Consider the following 17456-nt stretch of genomic DNA (forward strand, 5'->3'; position numbering starts at 1 on the left):
CGAATGAAAAACCATCCTTATCGGGATATGACGGCTGCAATGGTGCGCACCGGCATACTAGGGTTCGGCGGCGGACCTTCCGTGATTCCGCTGATCCGCCATGAAGCGGTCAATAAATATAAATGGATTGATGATGATGAATTCGGAGAAATATTAGCGATCGCTAATGCGCTTCCCGGACCGATTGCTACAAAAATGGCTGCGTATCTAGGCTTCAAGCTAAAAGGCACGTTAGGCGCAATCGTGGCGACACTCGCCCATATTCTGCCTACATGTCTTGCGATGGTGGGCTTGTTTGCGGCTGTAAATGTCTTAAGCCATTCAGCAGTTGTTGCCGGGATGATTGGTGCCGTAACGCCAGTGATTGCGGTAATGCTTGGCATTATGGCGTACGAGTTTGGCCAAAAAGCACTTAAAGGTTTCGGCTGGGTCACCGGTATCCTGTTTTTTATTATCGCTTTTATCGGCCTGCAAACGTTACAGATCAATCCCGGGCTTGTCATTATCATTTTCTTAGCGTACGGCGCGTTTCATTTTAAACTGAAAGACAAAATCACAAATAAACATTCAAAAGATAAAGGAATGTCAGCCTCATGATATCGATCTATTTATTTATGGCGTTTTTTATCGCAAACCTACTCGGATATGGCGGCGGACCTGCGTCTATCCCGCTGATGTTTGAAGAAGTCGTAAACAGATACAACTGGCTCTCAAACGACCAATTCTCAAACATGCTCGCACTTGCGAACGCATTGCCGGGCCCGATCGCAACCAAAATCGCCGCGTATGTCGGCTACAGCGCAGGCGGGTGGCCCGGCTTCCTGATAGCGCTGATCGCAACCGTCGTACCATCGGCGCTTGCATTGATCGTTCTGCTGCGCATCATTCAGCGCTTCCGCCAATCACCCGTCATCAAAGGCATGACGTTGTCCGTTCAGCCTGTCATCGCTGTCATGATGCTCATTCTTACCTGGCAAATCGGCGCAGACGGCATCAATGCCATCGGGTGGGTCCAATCTATAGTGATTGCGGGGATTTCACTCCTAGCCATGACTAAATTCAAGATGCATCCGGCATTTCTGATTATCGCGGCATTTTTATATGGCGGCCTTGTCATTCCTCATTTATAGAAAAAAGCACCTGGACAGGTGCTTTTTTATTTTGGACCCGAAATACCGTTCGATATGGCCATTGTTTCTTTGCCTGCATCATCCTTGATGATGTGCTTGATTTGCAGCGTACTTCCTGCCATTCTTACAGATTGCTTAACCTGAGGCGAATTCGTTTCAATCTGTAGCCAATCAGAAGGCTGGACCTTCCAAAATAAAAAGAATGCAAGAATCAACATGCCAGCAATGACCGACAGCAAAAACTTCATATAACATTGCTTCTTTTCAGTAAGCGGCTCGCAGCGGACAGCGCCTGATGATCACGAAGAATATCGCCGGGACGATTGCCTTCTCCCAGCACATAGCCTTTAAAGGGCAGTCCCATAAAATCAAAAATATGTTCAAATTGCTGAATTAGCGGCAGCCCCTTTATTTTTGGATTATCTCCGCCCACTGCTGTCACATATGCCTGCTTCGCTGAGATTTGCTGTTTAAAATTAGGAAAACGGGGATCTCTCAACGTCTGTGACCAGCGATCAATAAATAGCTTTAACGTTCCTGACATGCCGAACCAATAAATTGGAGTAGCGAATAGGAGAATATCGCAGGGCAATATCCGCTCAATGATAGAATCGTAGTCATCATGAACAGGGCTGAAGCCGTCTTGAGTGTGACGATGATCTTCAATTGGCTGGATCTGATATTTACGCAAATGAATGTGTTCCGCATCGAATCCCTGAACAGCCTTCTCCGCGATAATATCCGTATTTCCGCCAGACCGCGTTCCGCCGTTAATAACCACAATTTTCATAATACATCTGCTCCTTTGTTTACGAATGATTTTCTTCATCATATAATGGATTCACCAATCAATACAGATGATTATTTCGATTAATTCTATCGGTAAAACCGATTTAGAAAGGAAGAGAACAGGTGGAATTGAAGCAGCTGATCACCTTTATTACGGCGGCAGAACATGTAAACTTCACCCTTACCGCCAAGATTCTTAATTATGCACAATCAAGCGTTACCTCCCAGATCAAATCACTTGAAGAAGAAATCGGGACTCCTTTATTTGAACGGCTCGGCAAGCGGCTTTTCCTGACAGAAGCCGGCAAAACATTCAAATCCTATGCAGAGAAGATTATTATTTTAACAGAAGAGGCAAAAATGGCCACAAATCAAGTAAGAGAAACAACAGGAACTTTGAAAATCGGGGCGACGGAAAGCCAGTGCACCTACCGACTTCCGCCTATCATAAAAGAATTTAAACAGGCTTTTCCCCAAGTAAAGCTCATATTCAAACCGTATATCTCAAACGAGCAAGCGAAAGAACAGCTCTTACAGGGCCAGCTTGATATCACCTTCATCTTGGATGTAAACCGGCCGGACGACGCTTTGCACGTTGAATCGTTGATTCAGGATGAGATCAAAATGGTGGCTGCTAAAGACCATCCTTTTCCGGCAGATTTACCAGTAACATTGAAGGATCTTCAAAACGAAACCCTTCTGCTGACAGAAGACGGTTGCTCGTACCGCACGCTCTTTGAGAACACTTTACATGACTCCGGTGTCTATCCTAACAAATTAGAATTTGTCAGCATAGAAGCCATCAAACAATGCGTGATGGCCGGACTTGGTATTGGAATCTTGCCTGACATGACAGTAAAAGATGATATTGCAGCAGGCCGGATGAAAGAACTCAATTGGCAGAACGGTTGCCCCGTTTTTACTCAATTAGCATGGCATAAGGACAAGTGGATGTCTGCGCCATTAAAGGCTTTTATCGATTTGACGCGAAAAACATTCAAATAAAAAACTTGCGGCCCATGGGTCGCAAGTTTTTGAGTGAACAAACAATGCATATCGATGCATTCAATGTAAAACCATTTTTTCCTTAATCATCCTTACCCCAAACACTCCGCCGGCTGCTGTTCCCTCACTGGATTTGAACGTGACAGTTACTCTCTCTTTTCCTTTCGTATATGCAACTGGAATGTCATAACATACATCAAAAAGCCTTCCTGGGTGATGTGCCTTTAGCTGCTGTCTGGCCAGTAGTTGATCATCTATCATGATCTCAAAATTTCTTTCGTACGTTTGTTCCTCCGATTGAAAGGTATCATCACTTCCAAAATAAGTGACCAGCAAATACATGGGTTGGCTCGGCTCTGTTTTCATCTCATAACTGAAAAAACCATCTCCTCTGCTGTCTCGCCAGCCTCTATGAACGATACTTGCGTAACCGGAGTAAGAGTTTTCTTTTTTCAGGTGATGTTCTATCTCCTGCTGTTGTTCATTCGGCTGAACGGCATCAACGGTTATTCGCCTGATAATTTCCTGCTTTTCTTTTTCTTCATCTGTAAAATCAAGATATTCCTTTTCAGTCATCACATACCAGTAAACGGAATACCGCTGATGATGCACATTGTAGAACGGCATGAATGTGATTTCTTTATTCCCAGGCTGGCCAATCGGTTTCGTTTGAAAAACGAGTGATGTTTTATCTATACACTTCACCCACTGATCCAACTGACCCTGATCCGCAACCAACACAGGGACATCAATTAACGGATGGTTATTAAGGGCGAGATGATCAGCAAGTATATCTGTTTCAGGGAAGTCCTCTCTCCCTAGTGCTCCTGCCAATACAACCGGCCCATACATCAGAACGCTTTTTTTAGGATCATCCTTCGCTTGATAGATGTGGAGTTTCATCGGCAGATCAATCTCAATACAATCTCCTGTGTTCCAATGTTTGTGAATAGCAAGGTACCCATTTTTCTCAACCGATTGAACTCGTTTTCCATTAACCACAGCTTTAAGGCTGCCATTCGTCCAATAAGGAATACGAATTTGGAGTGTCATAGGCACGCCGTCTGCTTTTTTCACAACCAGTTTGGTTTTATTCGCTGCTGGAAAAGAGGTTTCCTGTGTGATGATCATTTGTTTTTCGCGTACGTTTATTTGTGAAGGAATAAATAAATTCACATACAGATCGTCTTGGTCTAAATGGTAAATATTCTGCGTATAGCGCGCGGGGTTTTCCATTCCGGTGCCGGTACAGCACCAAAAAGAATCTTCCGGTGAACAATACACCTTGAAATGCCCCGGCTGTGTGGAAACAAAATAGGTTTTCATGCCTGATTCGGGATCTTGGGAAGAAAGAATGTGATTATAAAGCGCATTCTCATAGTAATCCGTAAATCTCGCTTCGTGAAACCACCGGAATAAATGCCCAGTCAACTTCAGCATGTTATACGTATTGCACGTTTCTGCGGTCGTCACCCCTAACTCCTCGCTGCCTTCCGCTCCGAAATGCTCTCCAATACTGTTGCCGCCAATTGCGTAGGAACGCTGATATACAACCTGTTCCCAAAAGAAGAGCGCGGGATTTCTATATGCTTCATTACCAGTAATATCGTACAGCTTGGCGGCTCCGATCACCTTTGGAATTTGGGTATTGGCATGCTTTCCTTCAAGCTCATCCTTCCCCTCTGCCAGAGGCTGAAGAATGGCACGATGACAGAAACGTTCTGCAAGGTCAAGGTATGATTTGTTTTTCGTCAATATATAAAGATCGGCCATCGCCTCATTCATTCCGCCATGTTCACATATCAGCATACGCTGAAATTGCTCGTCCGTCAGACGATCCAGTCCCTTTTTTGCCCAATCAGCCAGCTTGACGACGACTCGTAAAGCCGTCTGATTGCCGGTTAGCCGATACGTATCTATTAATCCCGCAAACAGTTTATGGAGGCTGTACCACGGCACCCAAGAACCTCCCAGACTAAAGTGGTCCACCCGAAAATCACCGCTGAACACCTCATCAAAACACGCCCTGGAGAAACCGCTTATATATCCCTCTTCATCAAATTGTTGGATATGACTCAGCTCATTCACTGCGTACTCTGCTTTCCTTTTCAGCTTTTCATCTCCGGAAGCCTGGTACATGGCTGATGCAGCGGACAGCCAATGACCGATCGAATGCCCGGCAATCTCCTTTGCCTCCCACCCGCCGTAGCGTGGTTTTTTAGGCGTCTGTGATACAGCCTCATAACAAGGAGCCAAAAGACGGTCTACATCCAAAAAAAGCAAATATTCCTTCCCTTTCATCTGAGAATCATAAAACATGCCTTTTAATAATGTTACATCTTTCATTTTTTGATCTCCCCCTATCACGTTTCATCATTCGTGGTGATGCTTTCATTATCCAAATGATGATATGGGATGTGAATTCAATATTTATCAAAAACATATCCTTTTTTTAGATTGAACCGTTACACTGGAGATAAGAATAGCGAAAGATGGTGAAGCCATGTATAAAGTAAAACTCCAAGCCAATCATCTCCCTAAGATCCGTGAGGCCGGACATATGAAGGATACAAAAGGGACTTTACGTCATCCTGACAGGACGATGGATAGAATCAGCGTATTTTTTTACGTAAAACAAGGTGCAATCCATGTATTTGAGAACGAAAACGAGTACCGCATTCAGGCGGGGGGATATCTTTTTCTTAAGAACAATACACCGCATTGGGGAGGCGATTTTTATACACCCGGCACCGAATGGTACTATATTCATTTTTATGCCGAACCTTCCTTGAATGAGGAGGAGGAGTTTTCTCCATTTCACAATTCACCAATCCTTCTCGACAGTATCTATTCATCGCAATTAACCTTTCCGAAAAGCGGTTCTGTCTCTCAGCGTGAGTACACAGAAAAACAGCTGAGCAGCATTATTCATGCCTTTGAATCACCAAGTGCTTTCAGGGCGCTCCAAGCGTGTTCTCTCACCTATCAATTCTTCATTGATCTGTATAGCAATGCGATAAACAGTCAGGCCGGCACAAGCTCGTCAAGGGTTATCAGCCGAATCATTGAATTTCTGCACCGTAACAAGCATGCAAAGCTGGTCAGCAGAGATTTTGAGGATGCTTTAGAAATGAATTATGCCTACCTTTCCTCCCTCTTCAAAAAGCAAACCGGGAAAAGCATAACAGCTTATAAAAATGAACTGCTGATTGCACAGGCAATTGATCTATTCAAAACTAGCAACTTAAACGTAACCGAAGTCAGCAGCGCATTAGGCTTTTCTAATCCTTATTATTTCAGCAGAGTGTTCAAACGAGTGACCGGAGTGTCCCCGTCTGTATATATAAGTGAAATATACAGGAATCAATAAAAAAACACTTGCAGTTCCGGGCCTGCAAGTGTTATGCGTGATTTTTCTGATAGAACGTTCGCAAGACATGTGTTTCTAGGTCAGCAAGACGGACAGGGATCGGCAGCCTGCTTTCTTGATTGATCAGGCTCATCGTAATCTGATAGCTGCTTTCTAAATCAATATGATTTCCGCAAGACAAGAAGATAGGCTTCACGTCCCGCCGCGTCCGCAGTGCCCGTCCATATACCTCGCCGTCAATGATAATATCGGTATATGCTCCAACTTTATTTTCAGGCATCACGAAATCACAGCCTTTGATTTTGAGATAGGTTTTCGCAATCCCAATTGTCGGCTTACCGAGAAAAAAAGCCGCATGGGTGGCAACGCCCATATGGTTGTAATGCAGATACCCGTTGCCATCAAACAAAAACAGATCCGGCTCCGTTTCCAGCTTTTTGGCCGCCTCAATGATCAGCGGCAACTCACGAAACGCAAGGAATCCGGCCACATACGGCACGCTGATTTTCCCCATGCTGTGCACTTTTTCAATGACTTGTTTCGTATCGGCGTCAATCACGATAATGCTGCACACCCCATACGGCTCGCCGTCCTGCTCCCAATAAGCGAGGTCGACGCCTGCGCAGGTGTTGATGGAGTCTGGAGTGATGGAGGGTGATAGGTTGATTTTATGTTTAAGGGATTGTTGTGTTTGAACAAAATCCGATTCATCTTTTAGATGAAAATCGTGAATTTGATGTACTTTCATTTCACTAGTTTTCCTCTCTTTACTTCCTAAAATAGTTTTCTCTGTTCAGATGTTCTTTATGGCTTTGAATCTATTTTCAAGGCGATAAAACTTCCATTAGGATAATCTCCATACCATCCACATGGAAAATAGCCCGCTTTATAAATTTCAAAAAGCTTTTCAAAAAAATTGTGTGTGTTCCCATTTACCGCTCTATTGATTGCACAATTATTCAGGTCTGCTACAACATCTTCATAATAAATATTAAATTCAACGGAAACCCTTCTGACATTTACAGAAAAAACTTCTAGTAATACGTCTAAGTCTTGTGGTTTTTGATCATCGTTTAATTCGTAAATTTCGCCCCATACTTCACTCATTTCATTTTCTTTTATATCTTTCCACGTATATTCATCTTCACCAAATACTTCTTCATATGCATGGTATTTAGCTTTTTCTTTGTCATTAATTATTTTAGTAAAATAACAGATATCATTTGATGTTATAGGTTTAAATGTTTTTGAAAAATCAATAACTTCTTCTACTAAATGATAATTCCGAAGTTTCATTACTTATGATACGCCCTTCCCAAAAGATTAACTGTAACTCATACTGGCTATTTCTACTGTACTTCACTTGTTAAATGTGCTTTCATCATTCTAAAAAACCTATCGATGACAACAAGGTAAGGTTAAACTATAGCAATTCTAATACATCAGTAAACAAGGTATCTCCTAATGTTAATCTTCTGTTGAAAGGCAAGTATTACTACCTGCAGTTATTAGTATTCATTTTTCATTTCTCTCATAAAAATATGATCCAATTGTGCAATTAATTCTTTAAGCTCCGTACACATAATTTCTTCTAATGGATTTTCCCAATCTTCGTTTTTTATAAGTTCAATGCCATAATTACCGGTTGGATCCCCTTCTGGGTACCACCCTACATCAAGCAACAAGTTTTTAGCCTTATGAGAAATTTGCAGGAGATCCTGATTAAAGTCAAATAACCAAGCATCATCACTTGCCTCTAATGTTTTAGGGTCAGTATCTTTTAATGTAATATAATCGACAGTCCAACCAGCCGGTATCTTTAGCCTTAAGAAATCGGGAACCTGTTGGGTTAGCGGCTGCAAATCTTCTAAAACCCCGCTTCCCACACTCCAGATTTGATATTCTAACTCTTCTAATACATGTTCTATTTTATCAAAAGATTCTACGTCATAAATCTTATCTATTTTTAAGCCAACCACTTTGATATGGTATTGATCATCTTGATGTAGTACCTTAATAATGGCATTACGTTTTTCATTTTGCAGTATTAGTAGTTCATATTCTTCCTCCGTTCTTTTTTCTGAATTTAAATTGTTCAGTACTACAGACCAGCCATCACAGATTTTTAATGGCTGCAATTGAGAAATATGATCTCTGCTCATCTCGCTTCTCCTTGTACTCCACATTGTTATCCTATCTATAAAAAAACTTGCCGATGACAACACGGCAAGTTTCTAACTATAGCAATTCTAATACATCAGTAAACAAGGCATCTCCTAATGTTAATCTTCTGTTGAAAGGCTGTATATGTGGCAATTCACTCCACTCATACACAGTATCGTAGTAATCATACAAATAACTGAGTTCGATAAACCCTTTCTCTTGCATTATTTTATTGATATAGTTCGTTCCCTGAATGAATTCTAAAGATTCAGCGGTCCCTACAATATCATAAGCGCCATCAATTAAATCGTGTCTTAGGGAATAACTATAATCTAGTACATAAACAGGAACCAATTTAGATACTTTCATATTGATTTGTTGTTCTAAATGAAATCCATTTTCTCCAGAAAGATCAAGTAGTTGAATAGTTATGTCCCCAGATGGATTATTCAAATCTCTAACTTCAATTTTTTTCAGGTGTTTTATTTGATTAAATTCTCGAGGAACTTGTATTTTTTCCGCACTTTTGTTTTTGTACCATTCGTCTAATTCCCTCTTCACTAAAAGACGATGCAGCAATTCACCTATCTCCAGGTTTTCAACAGTAAATCTTATTCCATGTTCCATGATTTAACCACAATCCGTTCCTATCAAAGGCCTTTTCAACATCTGTACATTGATCGAATGCGATATTCTCTTGCTTTCGCAAATTATAATAGAACTATAAAAGCAGATAGTTTACCGCACCTGCTTTTACGATTAAATTTTATGATCACAGTTAATTTCTATTACTAGGATAGCTTCGTTTCCGTACTCTTCTTCAATATCCTCCTTTAGGAAATTTCTCATTTAAATGATGCTCCCAGCCATCCATAACCTGAGGACGTAAATTAAAATCTCTTCATCGGACAAATCACTGTAGTCTAAATAATCGTTTATGCAGAGCTTATTACAGGATGCTTCATCCCCTGTTTTGTCACCATACATTTTCAAAGTTCTATTCCAATTTATAGTTGGACTATCAGTTAACTCATACTCTAGGTCCAGAATTAAGCAATCGTCTACTTTAACTATATTGGGAGAAATAACATCCGTTAAATTAGATATGTCGACCTTTTGTATTGGTCAGATCTATAAGTCGTTCTTTTAGTCTTCATTTTAAAGGGGCCTTTAACAGGCATCAGCCTATAAAGGTAATAATTCTCTTCCTTATTCATATAAATTTTCTATTTCAATATCCCAAAAGCTTCCTTCTTTTATACAATTTGAGTCTACTCTTTTAAGTTCTTCTTTCAACCACTCTATTACATATTCCGGAATGTCATTATCAATAAAGGCATCCTCACCATTTATTTGTACAGCCTTGTCAATCATTTCTGAGAAAAGTAATATACATTCTGCAAATTGATTTATTGAAGAGTTAATAAATACTTCTTTATATTCATCACCATTATTTAGATAAACGATTCTCTCGTTATTTTCAATAATACATATTGGATCTCCAGAACCAGTGGATCCTAACAACCAATATTTTCGAAATGCTTCAGACATATCAAAGATACTCGTAATTGGTTTAAATGATGATTGAGAGGAAGTAAAATCTAAATAAGGTGGAGGTGTTTCAGGTAAGCCACCTAAAGATAAAAATCGTTTAAATTCCTCCGAAAAAGGAGTCTCTATTAGATCATCATATAAAAACTTTAATAATGGACCATTTTTATTAACATCCCAGTTTCTATTAAATTCTTCTGGTAATAACATCTTGTCACCTTCCTGATTCTTTTCTGAATGTTTCTAGTCTATTCGCAATTTGATCATCTACTCCGGTAATTCCCCATTCTTTTTCAACATTATGAATACCACCATATCCAGGATGCAAGCTTTTAGGTAAAGCTGCTGCTTGACCTCCTTCTCCAATATGATGATGTCTCATAGGATCTTTTAAGTAATCTGCATACTGTGGAAAATGTTTTATAAATTGCTCATCAACAACTGGAACTCTTCCTCTTTTAATCTTAGCAGTATTTTCAGCACTCCAAAACTCAGGATTACTTTTAAGTAACGTGTTAAAAAATTTTTTCGCATTTCTTTCCCAGCCAGCTGCATTTGTTCCAGGTTTGCCTTTCCCCTTAAAATTCATCTCTACTACAAGCCTAGGATCGATTAAATACTTATTATCGTATTTTGAAAGATCTCTACCTGTATATCCTCTAATCCGATCATATTCGCCACCATTACTCCATTTCCCCATCATCTTCACAATCCCAAGATCTTTAACAGATTTCGTTCCCACATCTACACGGACTGTCGGGAATCCGAACGTGAGGCCGTCAGGAGTTACTGGGCGTTCTGCGTATACGCGGACGTTTGTTGGGACTTTGAATTGTTTTACTTTTTCTAGTGTCTTGTTAGCTTTTTGGACTTTTGAATGGGTTGCAAGCGGGATGCCTTTATTAATGTGTTTCGCCAATGCACCTGCGCCAACTAAGCTTAAAGCCGCTTCCAGTGCCCCCTGCTTCCGCTTCTCCTCAGACACTTTGTTTCCAAACATGTCTCTGCCTGTCACGGCTTCTGAGAATCCATTTGAAGCAACAAGGCCGTATGCGCCCATTTCTGACATTTTGAGAATGTCTAAGGATTTGCCTGTTTTGTAGGCGTCTAAAGCGTGATCGGCCGCGATAGCCGCTTTTCCGGTTTTGTAGATGGCTTTTCCGCCTTTAAAAGCGCGGCCTGCCCAGCCGACGACCGGTATAAAACCAGCTGCTGCCATAGCTCCTGCTGTCACACGTTCTGCAGTGGAGAGTTTTTCTCCGGTAACCGGATCAACACCTTCGGTTGCTCTTTTATAATCATAATAGCCAGTGACTTCTCCAGTAAAGTTGCAAACTCCATCCCATGTTTTCTCGTACCATGGTTTATTTGCTTCTTCTTCAGCCTTTTCCTGAAGCCGTCTGGCTTCGGCTTGCTGGGCTTTTGCATCGATATAGGTCGTTCCTTGCTTTTCTACTTCAATGACGCTTTTGTAGACTTCATTGCTGTGGAAGGCTTTTTTGTCATAATACATAGGGGATGCGCTTTTCCCGTTGCTGGTGGCCTGCATGAGAACAGAATATTTGGTGAGCACTGCGTTGTCCAGAGATTCTAAATTTTGATACTCAGTGGTCAGGGATTCATCAAGCTTATCGACTGCTGTGATTGTGTCACGTCTGATTTTTTGGGCATCGCCCATCTTATCGGCATAGTCGTCAAGCGTGTACATGTCGAGATCAATAATATCGCTGATGCCTGACAAAATGGAGTCGATTTCTTCTTTATGAGCGGAGACAATTTCTGAGGCTTTCAAGTCTCCATTGGGCAGCTCATGATCCAAAAAAGAAGTTTCCACATATGAATCATTCAGTTCTTGATCTTTAATGTCTCCTGAAATGCCATTTAAAAACGCAATTTGAGCAGAGACAAGTGTCAGCCAGCTTTCGACGATTTCCGCCTGTCCCTGAAAGAAATCTTTAATATTGTCCGCGCCTTTTCCTTTAAAATTGTCGCCTAAATCCGCCACTTCCTGAAACGCTTTTTTCAGCGTATTCAGCTGCTCCTCAAGCGTCTCATATTGCTTTTTTCTGCTCTTCGCTTCTTCGATTAAAGATTTAGATTCAAATACTTTGCTCATCGCACTGCCCTTTCTTTTCTATTTTACAGCTATCGCCTCGTCCTGCTCTTTGAGTGAATCTACGTTATCCTTTGTATCCTCGATATTTTTCTGTACTGCTTTTTTATAGTCTCCGAGCATGGTTTTGATGTTCTCCTCACGTTCATGATATTTTTTCGTATAATCGAGGCTGTTTTTTCCATTTGATCCTGCTGCGCCGATTGATACGTCAGCCAGCGCGTCTTTGACAGAATCCAATGTTTTGATGACTGTATCGTACTTCAGCTTAATTTCTGACATAAAAAAAGATCACCACCATTTTAGTTTACTAATTTGTCTTCCTGCTTCTTCTACGAAATCTTCTCCTTTAGCAAGAAGGTCGCCTGCGGCATTCGCTGCGCTTTTAGTCAAATTCAGCTCAAATTTCTCTGTTTCAAGCCAAAATATTTTGCTTTGAATCGAAGCCATATACTCGTTATATTTATCATTCACAATCTTGGATGCTTCCGATTTTGCGTTTTCTCTGCCCTTGTCAAAATCATCCGCTTTTGTTCCCGTCCAGTGCTTGCCTAATTCCGGTTTCACAATGTCTTTGATTTCAGTAATTGCCTCTACTTGCAGTGTGTCTATGTCCTTTTTTGCTTTTTTCAGCTTTTCGATCTTGTCTTCTACGTCGGAAATTTTTCCGTTGAGCGAACTTTTGATATCCGCTAACATACTTTCATAACCCATCTGATTCACCTCTTAATACTCAAAAAGTCGTATGGAGGGGCTGATGAAGATAGACTTTTCCATACTTTATTTCCATATATTATATTTTAAAATAGCCAGAAGACGGCTTAAATAGGGTAAATGACTTAATTTAGGTGTATCATGCTCACAATATGTAGGTCTATGATCTTGTTTTTGTTCGTTATACAGCCGATGAAAGCGTTTTATAAGATAGAAGAGCCTAAAGTCGTAGTTATAAAGACGCTTGAAAGAGACAGATGTTGATGATCTGTCTCTTGTCGTAAGAGCATATTCTGTTTTTGTTGTTTTTTTCGCTTTAGCCTTAGTCAAATAGAAAAAAACTGGCTTCCAGCCAGTTTTCTCTTTTCCAACTATTGAATTGCACCTGACGGAACAACCGCCTTCCGTCCCACAGAGTAATACTCCACCCCTGCCGCAGCTGCTTCATCCAATGTGTAGCAGTTTCTGCCGTCAAAGATGAGCGGCGTTTTCATCAAGTTCTGATAGGCCGCTAACGGGAATTGTTTAATGTCGGCCCAGTCGGTTAAGATCATGACCGCATCGGAGCCTTTGACAGCTTCCTCGATCGTCTCTTTATATTCAACAGCTTGCGGGAGAACATGCTTCGCATGGCCGGCGGCAATGGGATCGTAGGCTGTAATATGGGCGTCGAGCGCAGCGAGACGGTCTGCAATGACAATCGACGGCGCTTCCCTCATATCATCCGTATTCGGTTTAAATGACAGCCCTAAAAGGGCAATCGTTTTTCCCGTCACCCCGCCGAGCCTGTTCAGCGCTTTATCAACCAGCATCGCCTGCTGATTATTGTTGACTTTAATGACCGATTTCAGCAGTTCAAAATCATGCTCGACATTGCCGGCAATTTGCACGAGAGCGTTTGTGTCCTTTGGAAAACAAGAGCCGCCGTAGCCTATGCCGGCTTTTAAGAACTGGCTCCCAATCCGCTTATCCTGTCCCATGCCGTACGCGACTGCTTCAATATCGGCGCCGACCTTTTCACATATATTCGAAATTTCATTTATAAAACTGATCTTAGTGGCCAGAAAAGCATTTGAGGCATATTTGATCATCTCGGCGCTTCTGATATCCGTTTGATAAATCGGGATTTGAAACGGACGGAAAACCTCCTCAAGCGTCTTGGCTGTTTTCTGATCCGCCGTTCCGATCACGATTCTGTCGCCATGAAACGTGTCATAGATCGCCGATCCTTCACGTAAAAATTCCGGATTGGATGCGACCGAAATGCTGACAGGCTCCGCAAGATGTTCAGTGATTAGCCCATCAATCAAATCATTTGTTCCGACGGGCACTGTGCTTTTCGTTACCACGATGGTATCCCGTTTGACATGCCGGGCGATGCGTTTGGCCGCATCTGTAATATGCTCCAGATTCGCGTGCCCGTCGCTTTTCTGCGGTGTGCCGACCGCTATAAAAATAATGTCTGCCTGTGCCAAACCGTTCTCATAGCTCGTTTCAAAGTTCAGCCGTCCATCAGCTGTGTTTTTTCTCATCAGCTCTTCAAGACCCGGTTCAAATATGGGGGAAATGCCTTTTCTCATTTCATCAATCTTGTGAGCGTCAATATCAATGCAGGTTACATGATGTCCAATCTCAGAAAGAGAAACACCTGTCACAAGACCGACATAGCCTGTTCCGATGACTGTTATATTCATTGTTTCCCTCCAACAGTTAAATTGCTGCTTTGCAGCTTTCGTATTATCGTATGAGAACATCCTATCATGAATGCGGATGATCTCCCGCATAGCCTGTCGGGTACAGCCTGTACAGATTTCTGAAATGTGATTCAATCATACAATATACTATTATATCGCTCTCAGAAAGAAAGTGGTGAAATGAGAACCGGCTGTTTAAAAGAGCCCAAATAATTTTCTTCTTTTGACCGGCTGCGGAGGCTGCCTGTAGATCGTCTGATTCTGAAGGAGAAGCTCGGCGTTTTCCGTCAGCATATAAGGAAATTCCGGACCAAATTCTTTCTTAAGAACATGGAGGGCTTCCTGGTATTGAAAATCTCTCGTTTTCAGATTATGAGCATCTGATGCTACGAAATGAATCAAATTGGCTTCAGCCAGCCGGAGAGAAAATGCTTTCATCTGTTTTCCGAAAGTACCCGCAAGACTTCCTGAAGTTATTTGAGATGCCGCTCCTTTTTCCACAAGATGATACAGCAAAGACGGGTTTTCGCGAATTTCCCTGTTGCGTTCAGGATGGGCGATAACCGGAATATATCCTTTCAGCTGCAACTCATAAAAAAGCTGCTCCGCATATCGTGGAACCTGATCAAACGGAAACTCAATCAGGATGTATTTCGTATCGTTCAGCGTAAGCAGCTGCTGTTCAGCAATGTCCCGTTCCAAATCGCCATAGATTCTGATTTCCTGCCCCGGAAGCACGGTTAAAGGGATGTCTTCTTTGATTAAACGTTTGTTTAACTGATCTGCCGCTTCTCTGACTGCGGCTTGATCGTTTTCATACACACCGTTCTTGTGATGCGGTGTCGCAATGATGGTCCGGATTCCCTGATAAACAGCAGCCCTTGCCATTTCTATACTGTCGGCTGAATCGCTTGCCCCGTCATCCATTGCCGGAAGAATGTGACAGTGAATATCTATCATGTCTTAGCCTCCTTTTTTTCGCAAAAATAAATAACGGGCAAGCTGCACGTTATTTATTTTGTATGAAATTTTCCTTGTTTCCGTAATATCCGTATTCAGAGTGCTTCGAAAGCTTTTTGCCGTTCATAATCGCCCCAAGGAGCTTGCTTTTGCACGATTCAAGTGCCTCTTTCGCTTTTGCGGCTTGTTCCTTTTCTGTTTTCCCGCTTGAAATAACCAAAACAGAACCGTCTGCCACGTTGCCTAAAATCTGCGCATCCGCTACAGCAAGAATAGGCGGCGTATCAAAAATGACCATATCATATGCCGCACACGCTTCGTCTGCAAGCTCCTTCATCCACTTCGAGGAGAGAAGCTCAGCCGGATTTGGCGGGATCGGACCGCTCGTCAGCACATCAAGATATTTTTCATTTGAGGCTTGTACAGCCTGCTCCAATGAGCTTTTCTTTAATAAAACTGTTGTTAAGCCAATCATGTTTTCAAGATGAAAGGCCGTATGTACTGTTGGTTTTCGCAAATCGGCATCAATCAGGAGCACCTTTTTTCCCTGCTGGGCAAATACGACAGCCAAGTTAGCGGCCGTCGTTGATTTTCCTTCTCCAGGACAGGCCGATGTGATCATCACTGTTTTCATTTGGCGGTCCACTGAAGCAAATTCTATATTCGTACGAATCGTTCTATATTGTTCAGAGTTCAAGGATTTCGGCTCTGTCATCGCAATGACAGTCCTGCGCATCCAAGAGCCTCTGGTTTTTCTAAGCGCCAAAATGTCCACTCCCCGCTTTTTCAGATTGGATACCTTGTAGGCTCTTCGCTGTTTTCTGCTCATTCGCAATCGTGGAAACCGTCCCTAAAACCGGTATGTCCAGCAAGGATTCGAGCTGCTCTTCCGATTTGATCGTATTATCCAAATGCTCAAGCAGGAAGGCCAGTCCGATGCTTCCCGCCAATCCCGCCGCAAACGCGATGGCAATGTTAAGAAGCGGCTTTGGCGATACAGGTGACGGATGTTCTGAAACCTCGGCTTTTGACAGAATGCTGACATTGTCAACATTCATAATGGATGTGATTTTGTCTTTAAAGACAGATGCGATGGTATTGGCAATATGAGCCGCTGTTTCCGCGCTTTCATCCTTGACTGATATGTTGACCACTTGGGAGTCCTGTTCGCTGGATACGGTAATTTTGTCATTCAGCTCTTGCGATGTCATCGACAGGCCCATTTCTTTAATGACTTCGTCTAAGATGGCAGGGCTCTTAATGATGACGTTGTACGTATTGATTAACTGAAGATTGGTTTGGACATCGTTAAATTGGACTTCTTTTCGGTCGTTTTTCGATTGATTGACAAGAATCTGAGTTGAATTTTCATAGATGGGTGTAAGTGCGAAGAAACTGATGAGTCCGCCGGCAGCAGTGGCAGCTGCGGTTACAATCATAATCAAAAGTATGCGTTTTGTTAACGTTGATAATATCTCTTTTAAGCTAGTAGATTCTCCCATGATACCTCCAAATCTCTTATAACATCCTTTTCCATCTACGATTATACAACGTAGAAACCGCATTTCTCCAGCTTTTCACGTGACATAATTCGACATATTTTTACAAAACGTTATGTGGCGATTCTTTATGTAAGCGCTCTATTCGCTGTTTTGACAAAGCTTCCTCTTTTTCTCCTATTCAGGCAGTCACGTATTCACGCATTAAAAAAATCCCGCAAAAGGCGCGCGGGATTCTTATGTTGCATATCCATTTTTAATATGAGAAATCAAATTTTCAAGCATTTCCTTCGTCGTCATTTCAGATGACCGCTCACCAATTTCATGTGCATGCATCAAAATTTTCAGAAATTCTTCTTGATTCAATTTCTTTTCACTCATCTTTTTATTCCTTTCAGCTTCCATTAAGTTGAAAACACGATTATTATATGATGCCGGTTATCAATTTGCAATCTCTAATACATCATT

General features: G+C 41.8%; 20 protein-coding genes. 4 read left to right on the plus strand and 16 right to left on the minus strand.

The window, feature by feature from the left end; genetic code table 11:
- The first annotated feature begins 3 nt into the window (after positions 1–3).
- Positions 4–597 carry a chromate efflux transporter subunit ChrB gene (chrB, locus tag Q5C82_RS01145; protein ID WP_003221733.1) on the plus strand — a complete coding sequence of 198 codons (594 nt, stop codon included), beginning with the start codon at positions 4–6 and terminating at the stop codon, positions 595–597.
- Positions 594–1130, plus strand: coding sequence for a chromate resistance efflux protein ChrA (gene chrA / locus Q5C82_RS01150; RefSeq protein ID WP_003221734.1), 537 nt, complete (start codon positions 594–596; stop codon positions 1128–1130). Before chrB ends, chrA begins: the two co-directional genes overlap by 4 nt.
- 26 nt (positions 1131–1156) lie before the next feature.
- Here the strand turns inward: chrA and Q5C82_RS01155 are convergent, their stop codons facing one another.
- Both Q5C82_RS01155 and Q5C82_RS01160 read right to left on the minus strand, forming a co-directional pair.
- Entirely contained in the window at positions 1157–1378 is a 222-nt protein-coding gene (locus Q5C82_RS01155) for a hypothetical protein (RefSeq protein ID WP_003221736.1), read from the minus strand.
- Positions 1375–1920 (minus strand): flavodoxin family protein, encoded by a 546-nt coding sequence (locus tag Q5C82_RS01160; protein ID WP_003221738.1) that lies wholly within the window; start codon positions 1918–1920, stop codon positions 1375–1377. Before Q5C82_RS01160 ends, Q5C82_RS01155 begins: the two co-directional genes overlap by 4 nt.
- Before the next feature lie 122 nt (positions 1921–2042).
- On the opposite strand from Q5C82_RS01160, the gene Q5C82_RS01165 reads away from it, so the two are divergent.
- Entirely contained in the window at positions 2043–2924 is an 882-nt protein-coding gene (locus Q5C82_RS01165; RefSeq protein WP_003221741.1) for a LysR family transcriptional regulator, read from the plus strand.
- 60 nt (positions 2925–2984) lie between these two features.
- On the opposite strand, the gene Q5C82_RS01170 is transcribed toward Q5C82_RS01165, so the two are convergent.
- A complete protein-coding gene (locus tag Q5C82_RS01170) occupies positions 2985–5270 on the minus strand; it encodes a beta-L-arabinofuranosidase domain-containing protein (protein WP_003221743.1) in 2286 nt (761 codons plus the stop codon).
- Between the two features lie 157 nt (positions 5271–5427).
- Here Q5C82_RS01170 and Q5C82_RS01175 point away from each other — a divergent pair, with 157 nt between their 5' ends.
- Positions 5428–6294 (plus strand): AraC family transcriptional regulator, encoded by an 867-nt coding sequence (locus Q5C82_RS01175; protein WP_003221744.1) that lies wholly within the window; start codon positions 5428–5430, stop codon positions 6292–6294.
- A gap of 31 nt (positions 6295–6325) precedes the next feature.
- On the opposite strand, the gene Q5C82_RS01180 is transcribed toward Q5C82_RS01175, so the two are convergent.
- From Q5C82_RS01180 to Q5C82_RS01240, 13 genes are all read right to left on the minus strand, one after another.
- Positions 6326–7042, minus strand: a complete 717-nt coding sequence (locus tag Q5C82_RS01180; protein ID WP_003221746.1) for an endonuclease V — start codon at positions 7040–7042, stop codon at positions 6326–6328.
- Positions 7043–7098: 56 nt separating this feature from the next.
- Positions 7099–7590, minus strand: a complete 492-nt coding sequence (locus tag Q5C82_RS01185; protein WP_003221748.1) for a hypothetical protein — start codon at positions 7588–7590, stop codon at positions 7099–7101.
- Positions 7591–7802: 212 nt separating this feature from the next.
- Positions 7803–8456, minus strand: a complete 654-nt coding sequence (locus Q5C82_RS01190; protein WP_003221750.1) for a hypothetical protein — start codon at positions 8454–8456, stop codon at positions 7803–7805.
- 76 nt (positions 8457–8532) lie between these two features.
- Positions 8533–9084, minus strand: coding sequence for a hypothetical protein (locus Q5C82_RS01195; protein WP_003221752.1), 552 nt, complete (start codon positions 9082–9084; stop codon positions 8533–8535).
- 582 nt (positions 9085–9666) lie between these two features.
- Positions 9667–10218, minus strand: coding sequence for an SUKH-4 family immunity protein (locus tag Q5C82_RS01200; protein ID WP_003221754.1), 552 nt, complete (start codon positions 10216–10218; stop codon positions 9667–9669).
- Between the two features lie 4 nt (positions 10219–10222).
- Positions 10223–12124: a T7SS effector LXG polymorphic toxin gene (locus Q5C82_RS01205; protein WP_003221755.1), complete on the minus strand. Its 1902-nt coding sequence runs from the start codon at positions 12122–12124 to the stop codon at positions 10223–10225.
- An 18-nt stretch (positions 12125–12142) separates the two neighbouring features.
- Positions 12143–12403: a YwqI/YxiC family protein gene (locus tag Q5C82_RS01210; protein ID WP_003221757.1), complete on the minus strand. Its 261-nt coding sequence runs from the start codon at positions 12401–12403 to the stop codon at positions 12143–12145.
- 9 nt (positions 12404–12412) lie between these two features.
- The gene (locus tag Q5C82_RS01215) at positions 12413–12835 is read right to left on the minus strand and encodes a DUF5082 family protein (RefSeq protein WP_003221759.1); all 423 of its coding nucleotides are present in this window, start codon (positions 12833–12835) and stop codon (positions 12413–12415) included.
- Positions 12836–13206: 371 nt separating this feature from the next.
- Positions 13207–14529, minus strand: coding sequence for a UDP-glucose 6-dehydrogenase UglF (gene uglF, locus Q5C82_RS01220; RefSeq protein ID WP_003221760.1), 1323 nt, complete (start codon positions 14527–14529; stop codon positions 13207–13209).
- Positions 14530–14724: 195 nt separating this feature from the next.
- Positions 14725–15489 (minus strand): tyrosine-protein phosphatase, encoded by a 765-nt coding sequence (locus tag Q5C82_RS01225; protein ID WP_003221763.1) that lies wholly within the window; start codon positions 15487–15489, stop codon positions 14725–14727.
- Between the two features lie 49 nt (positions 15490–15538).
- Entirely contained in the window at positions 15539–16255 is a 717-nt protein-coding gene (locus Q5C82_RS01230) for a CpsD/CapB family tyrosine-protein kinase (RefSeq protein ID WP_003221765.1), read from the minus strand.
- A complete protein-coding gene (gene tkmA, locus Q5C82_RS01235) occupies positions 16245–16991 on the minus strand; it encodes a protein-tyrosine kinase activator TkmA (RefSeq protein ID WP_003221767.1) in 747 nt (248 codons plus the stop codon). Before tkmA ends, Q5C82_RS01230 begins: the two co-directional genes overlap by 11 nt.
- A gap of 234 nt (positions 16992–17225) precedes the next feature.
- Entirely contained in the window at positions 17226–17369 is a 144-nt protein-coding gene (locus Q5C82_RS01240) for a hypothetical protein (protein ID WP_003221769.1), read from the minus strand.
- Positions 17370–17456 lie beyond the last annotated feature (87 nt).

Origin of the sequence: uncultured Bacillus sp., assembly GCF_958411575.1 — a bacterium.
Classification (GTDB): domain Bacteria; phylum Bacillota; class Bacilli; order Bacillales; family Bacillaceae; genus Bacillus; species Bacillus spizizenii.

Bases quoted from the DNA above. Each gene is read 5' to 3' on its own strand.
- Q5C82_RS01175 (WP_003221744.1), top strand. From the start codon at position 5,428: ATGTATAAAGTAAAACTCCAAGCCAATCATCTCCCTAAGATCCGTGAG.
- Q5C82_RS01215 (WP_003221759.1), bottom strand. From the start codon at position 12,835: ATGGGTTATGAAAGTATGTTAGCGGATATCAAAAGTTCGCTCAACGGA.
- Q5C82_RS01195 (WP_003221752.1), bottom strand. From the start codon at position 9,084: ATGGAACATGGAATAAGATTTACTGTTGAAAACCTGGAGATAGGTGAA.
- Q5C82_RS01200 (WP_003221754.1), bottom strand. From the start codon at position 10,218: ATGTTATTACCAGAAGAATTTAATAGAAACTGGGATGTTAATAAAAAT.
- Q5C82_RS01205 (WP_003221755.1), bottom strand. From the start codon at position 12,124: ATGAGCAAAGTATTTGAATCTAAATCTTTAATCGAAGAAGCGAAGAGC.
- Q5C82_RS01170 (WP_003221743.1), bottom strand. From the start codon at position 5,270: ATGAAAGATGTAACATTATTAAAAGGCATGTTTTATGATTCTCAGATG.
- Q5C82_RS01190 (WP_003221750.1), bottom strand. From the start codon at position 8,456: ATGAGCAGAGATCATATTTCTCAATTGCAGCCATTAAAAATCTGTGAT.
- chrB (WP_003221733.1), top strand. From the start codon at position 4: ATGAAAAACCATCCTTATCGGGATATGACGGCTGCAATGGTGCGCACC.
- chrA (WP_003221734.1), top strand. From the start codon at position 594: ATGATATCGATCTATTTATTTATGGCGTTTTTTATCGCAAACCTACTC.
- Q5C82_RS01225 (WP_003221763.1), bottom strand. From the start codon at position 15,489: ATGATAGATATTCACTGTCACATTCTTCCGGCAATGGATGACGGGGCA.
- Q5C82_RS01210 (WP_003221757.1), bottom strand. From the start codon at position 12,403: ATGTCAGAAATTAAGCTGAAGTACGATACAGTCATCAAAACATTGGAT.
- uglF (WP_003221760.1), bottom strand. From the start codon at position 14,529: ATGAATATAACAGTCATCGGAACAGGCTATGTCGGTCTTGTGACAGGT.
- Q5C82_RS01155 (WP_003221736.1), bottom strand. From the start codon at position 1,378: ATGAAGTTTTTGCTGTCGGTCATTGCTGGCATGTTGATTCTTGCATTC.
- Q5C82_RS01180 (WP_003221746.1), bottom strand. From the start codon at position 7,042: ATGAAAGTACATCAAATTCACGATTTTCATCTAAAAGATGAATCGGAT.
- Q5C82_RS01185 (WP_003221748.1), bottom strand. From the start codon at position 7,590: ATGAAACTTCGGAATTATCATTTAGTAGAAGAAGTTATTGATTTTTCA.
- tkmA (WP_003221767.1), bottom strand. From the start codon at position 16,991: ATGGGAGAATCTACTAGCTTAAAAGAGATATTATCAACGTTAACAAAA.
- Q5C82_RS01160 (WP_003221738.1), bottom strand. From the start codon at position 1,920: ATGAAAATTGTGGTTATTAACGGCGGAACGCGGTCTGGCGGAAATACG.
- Q5C82_RS01240 (WP_003221769.1), bottom strand. From the start codon at position 17,369: ATGAGTGAAAAGAAATTGAATCAAGAAGAATTTCTGAAAATTTTGATG.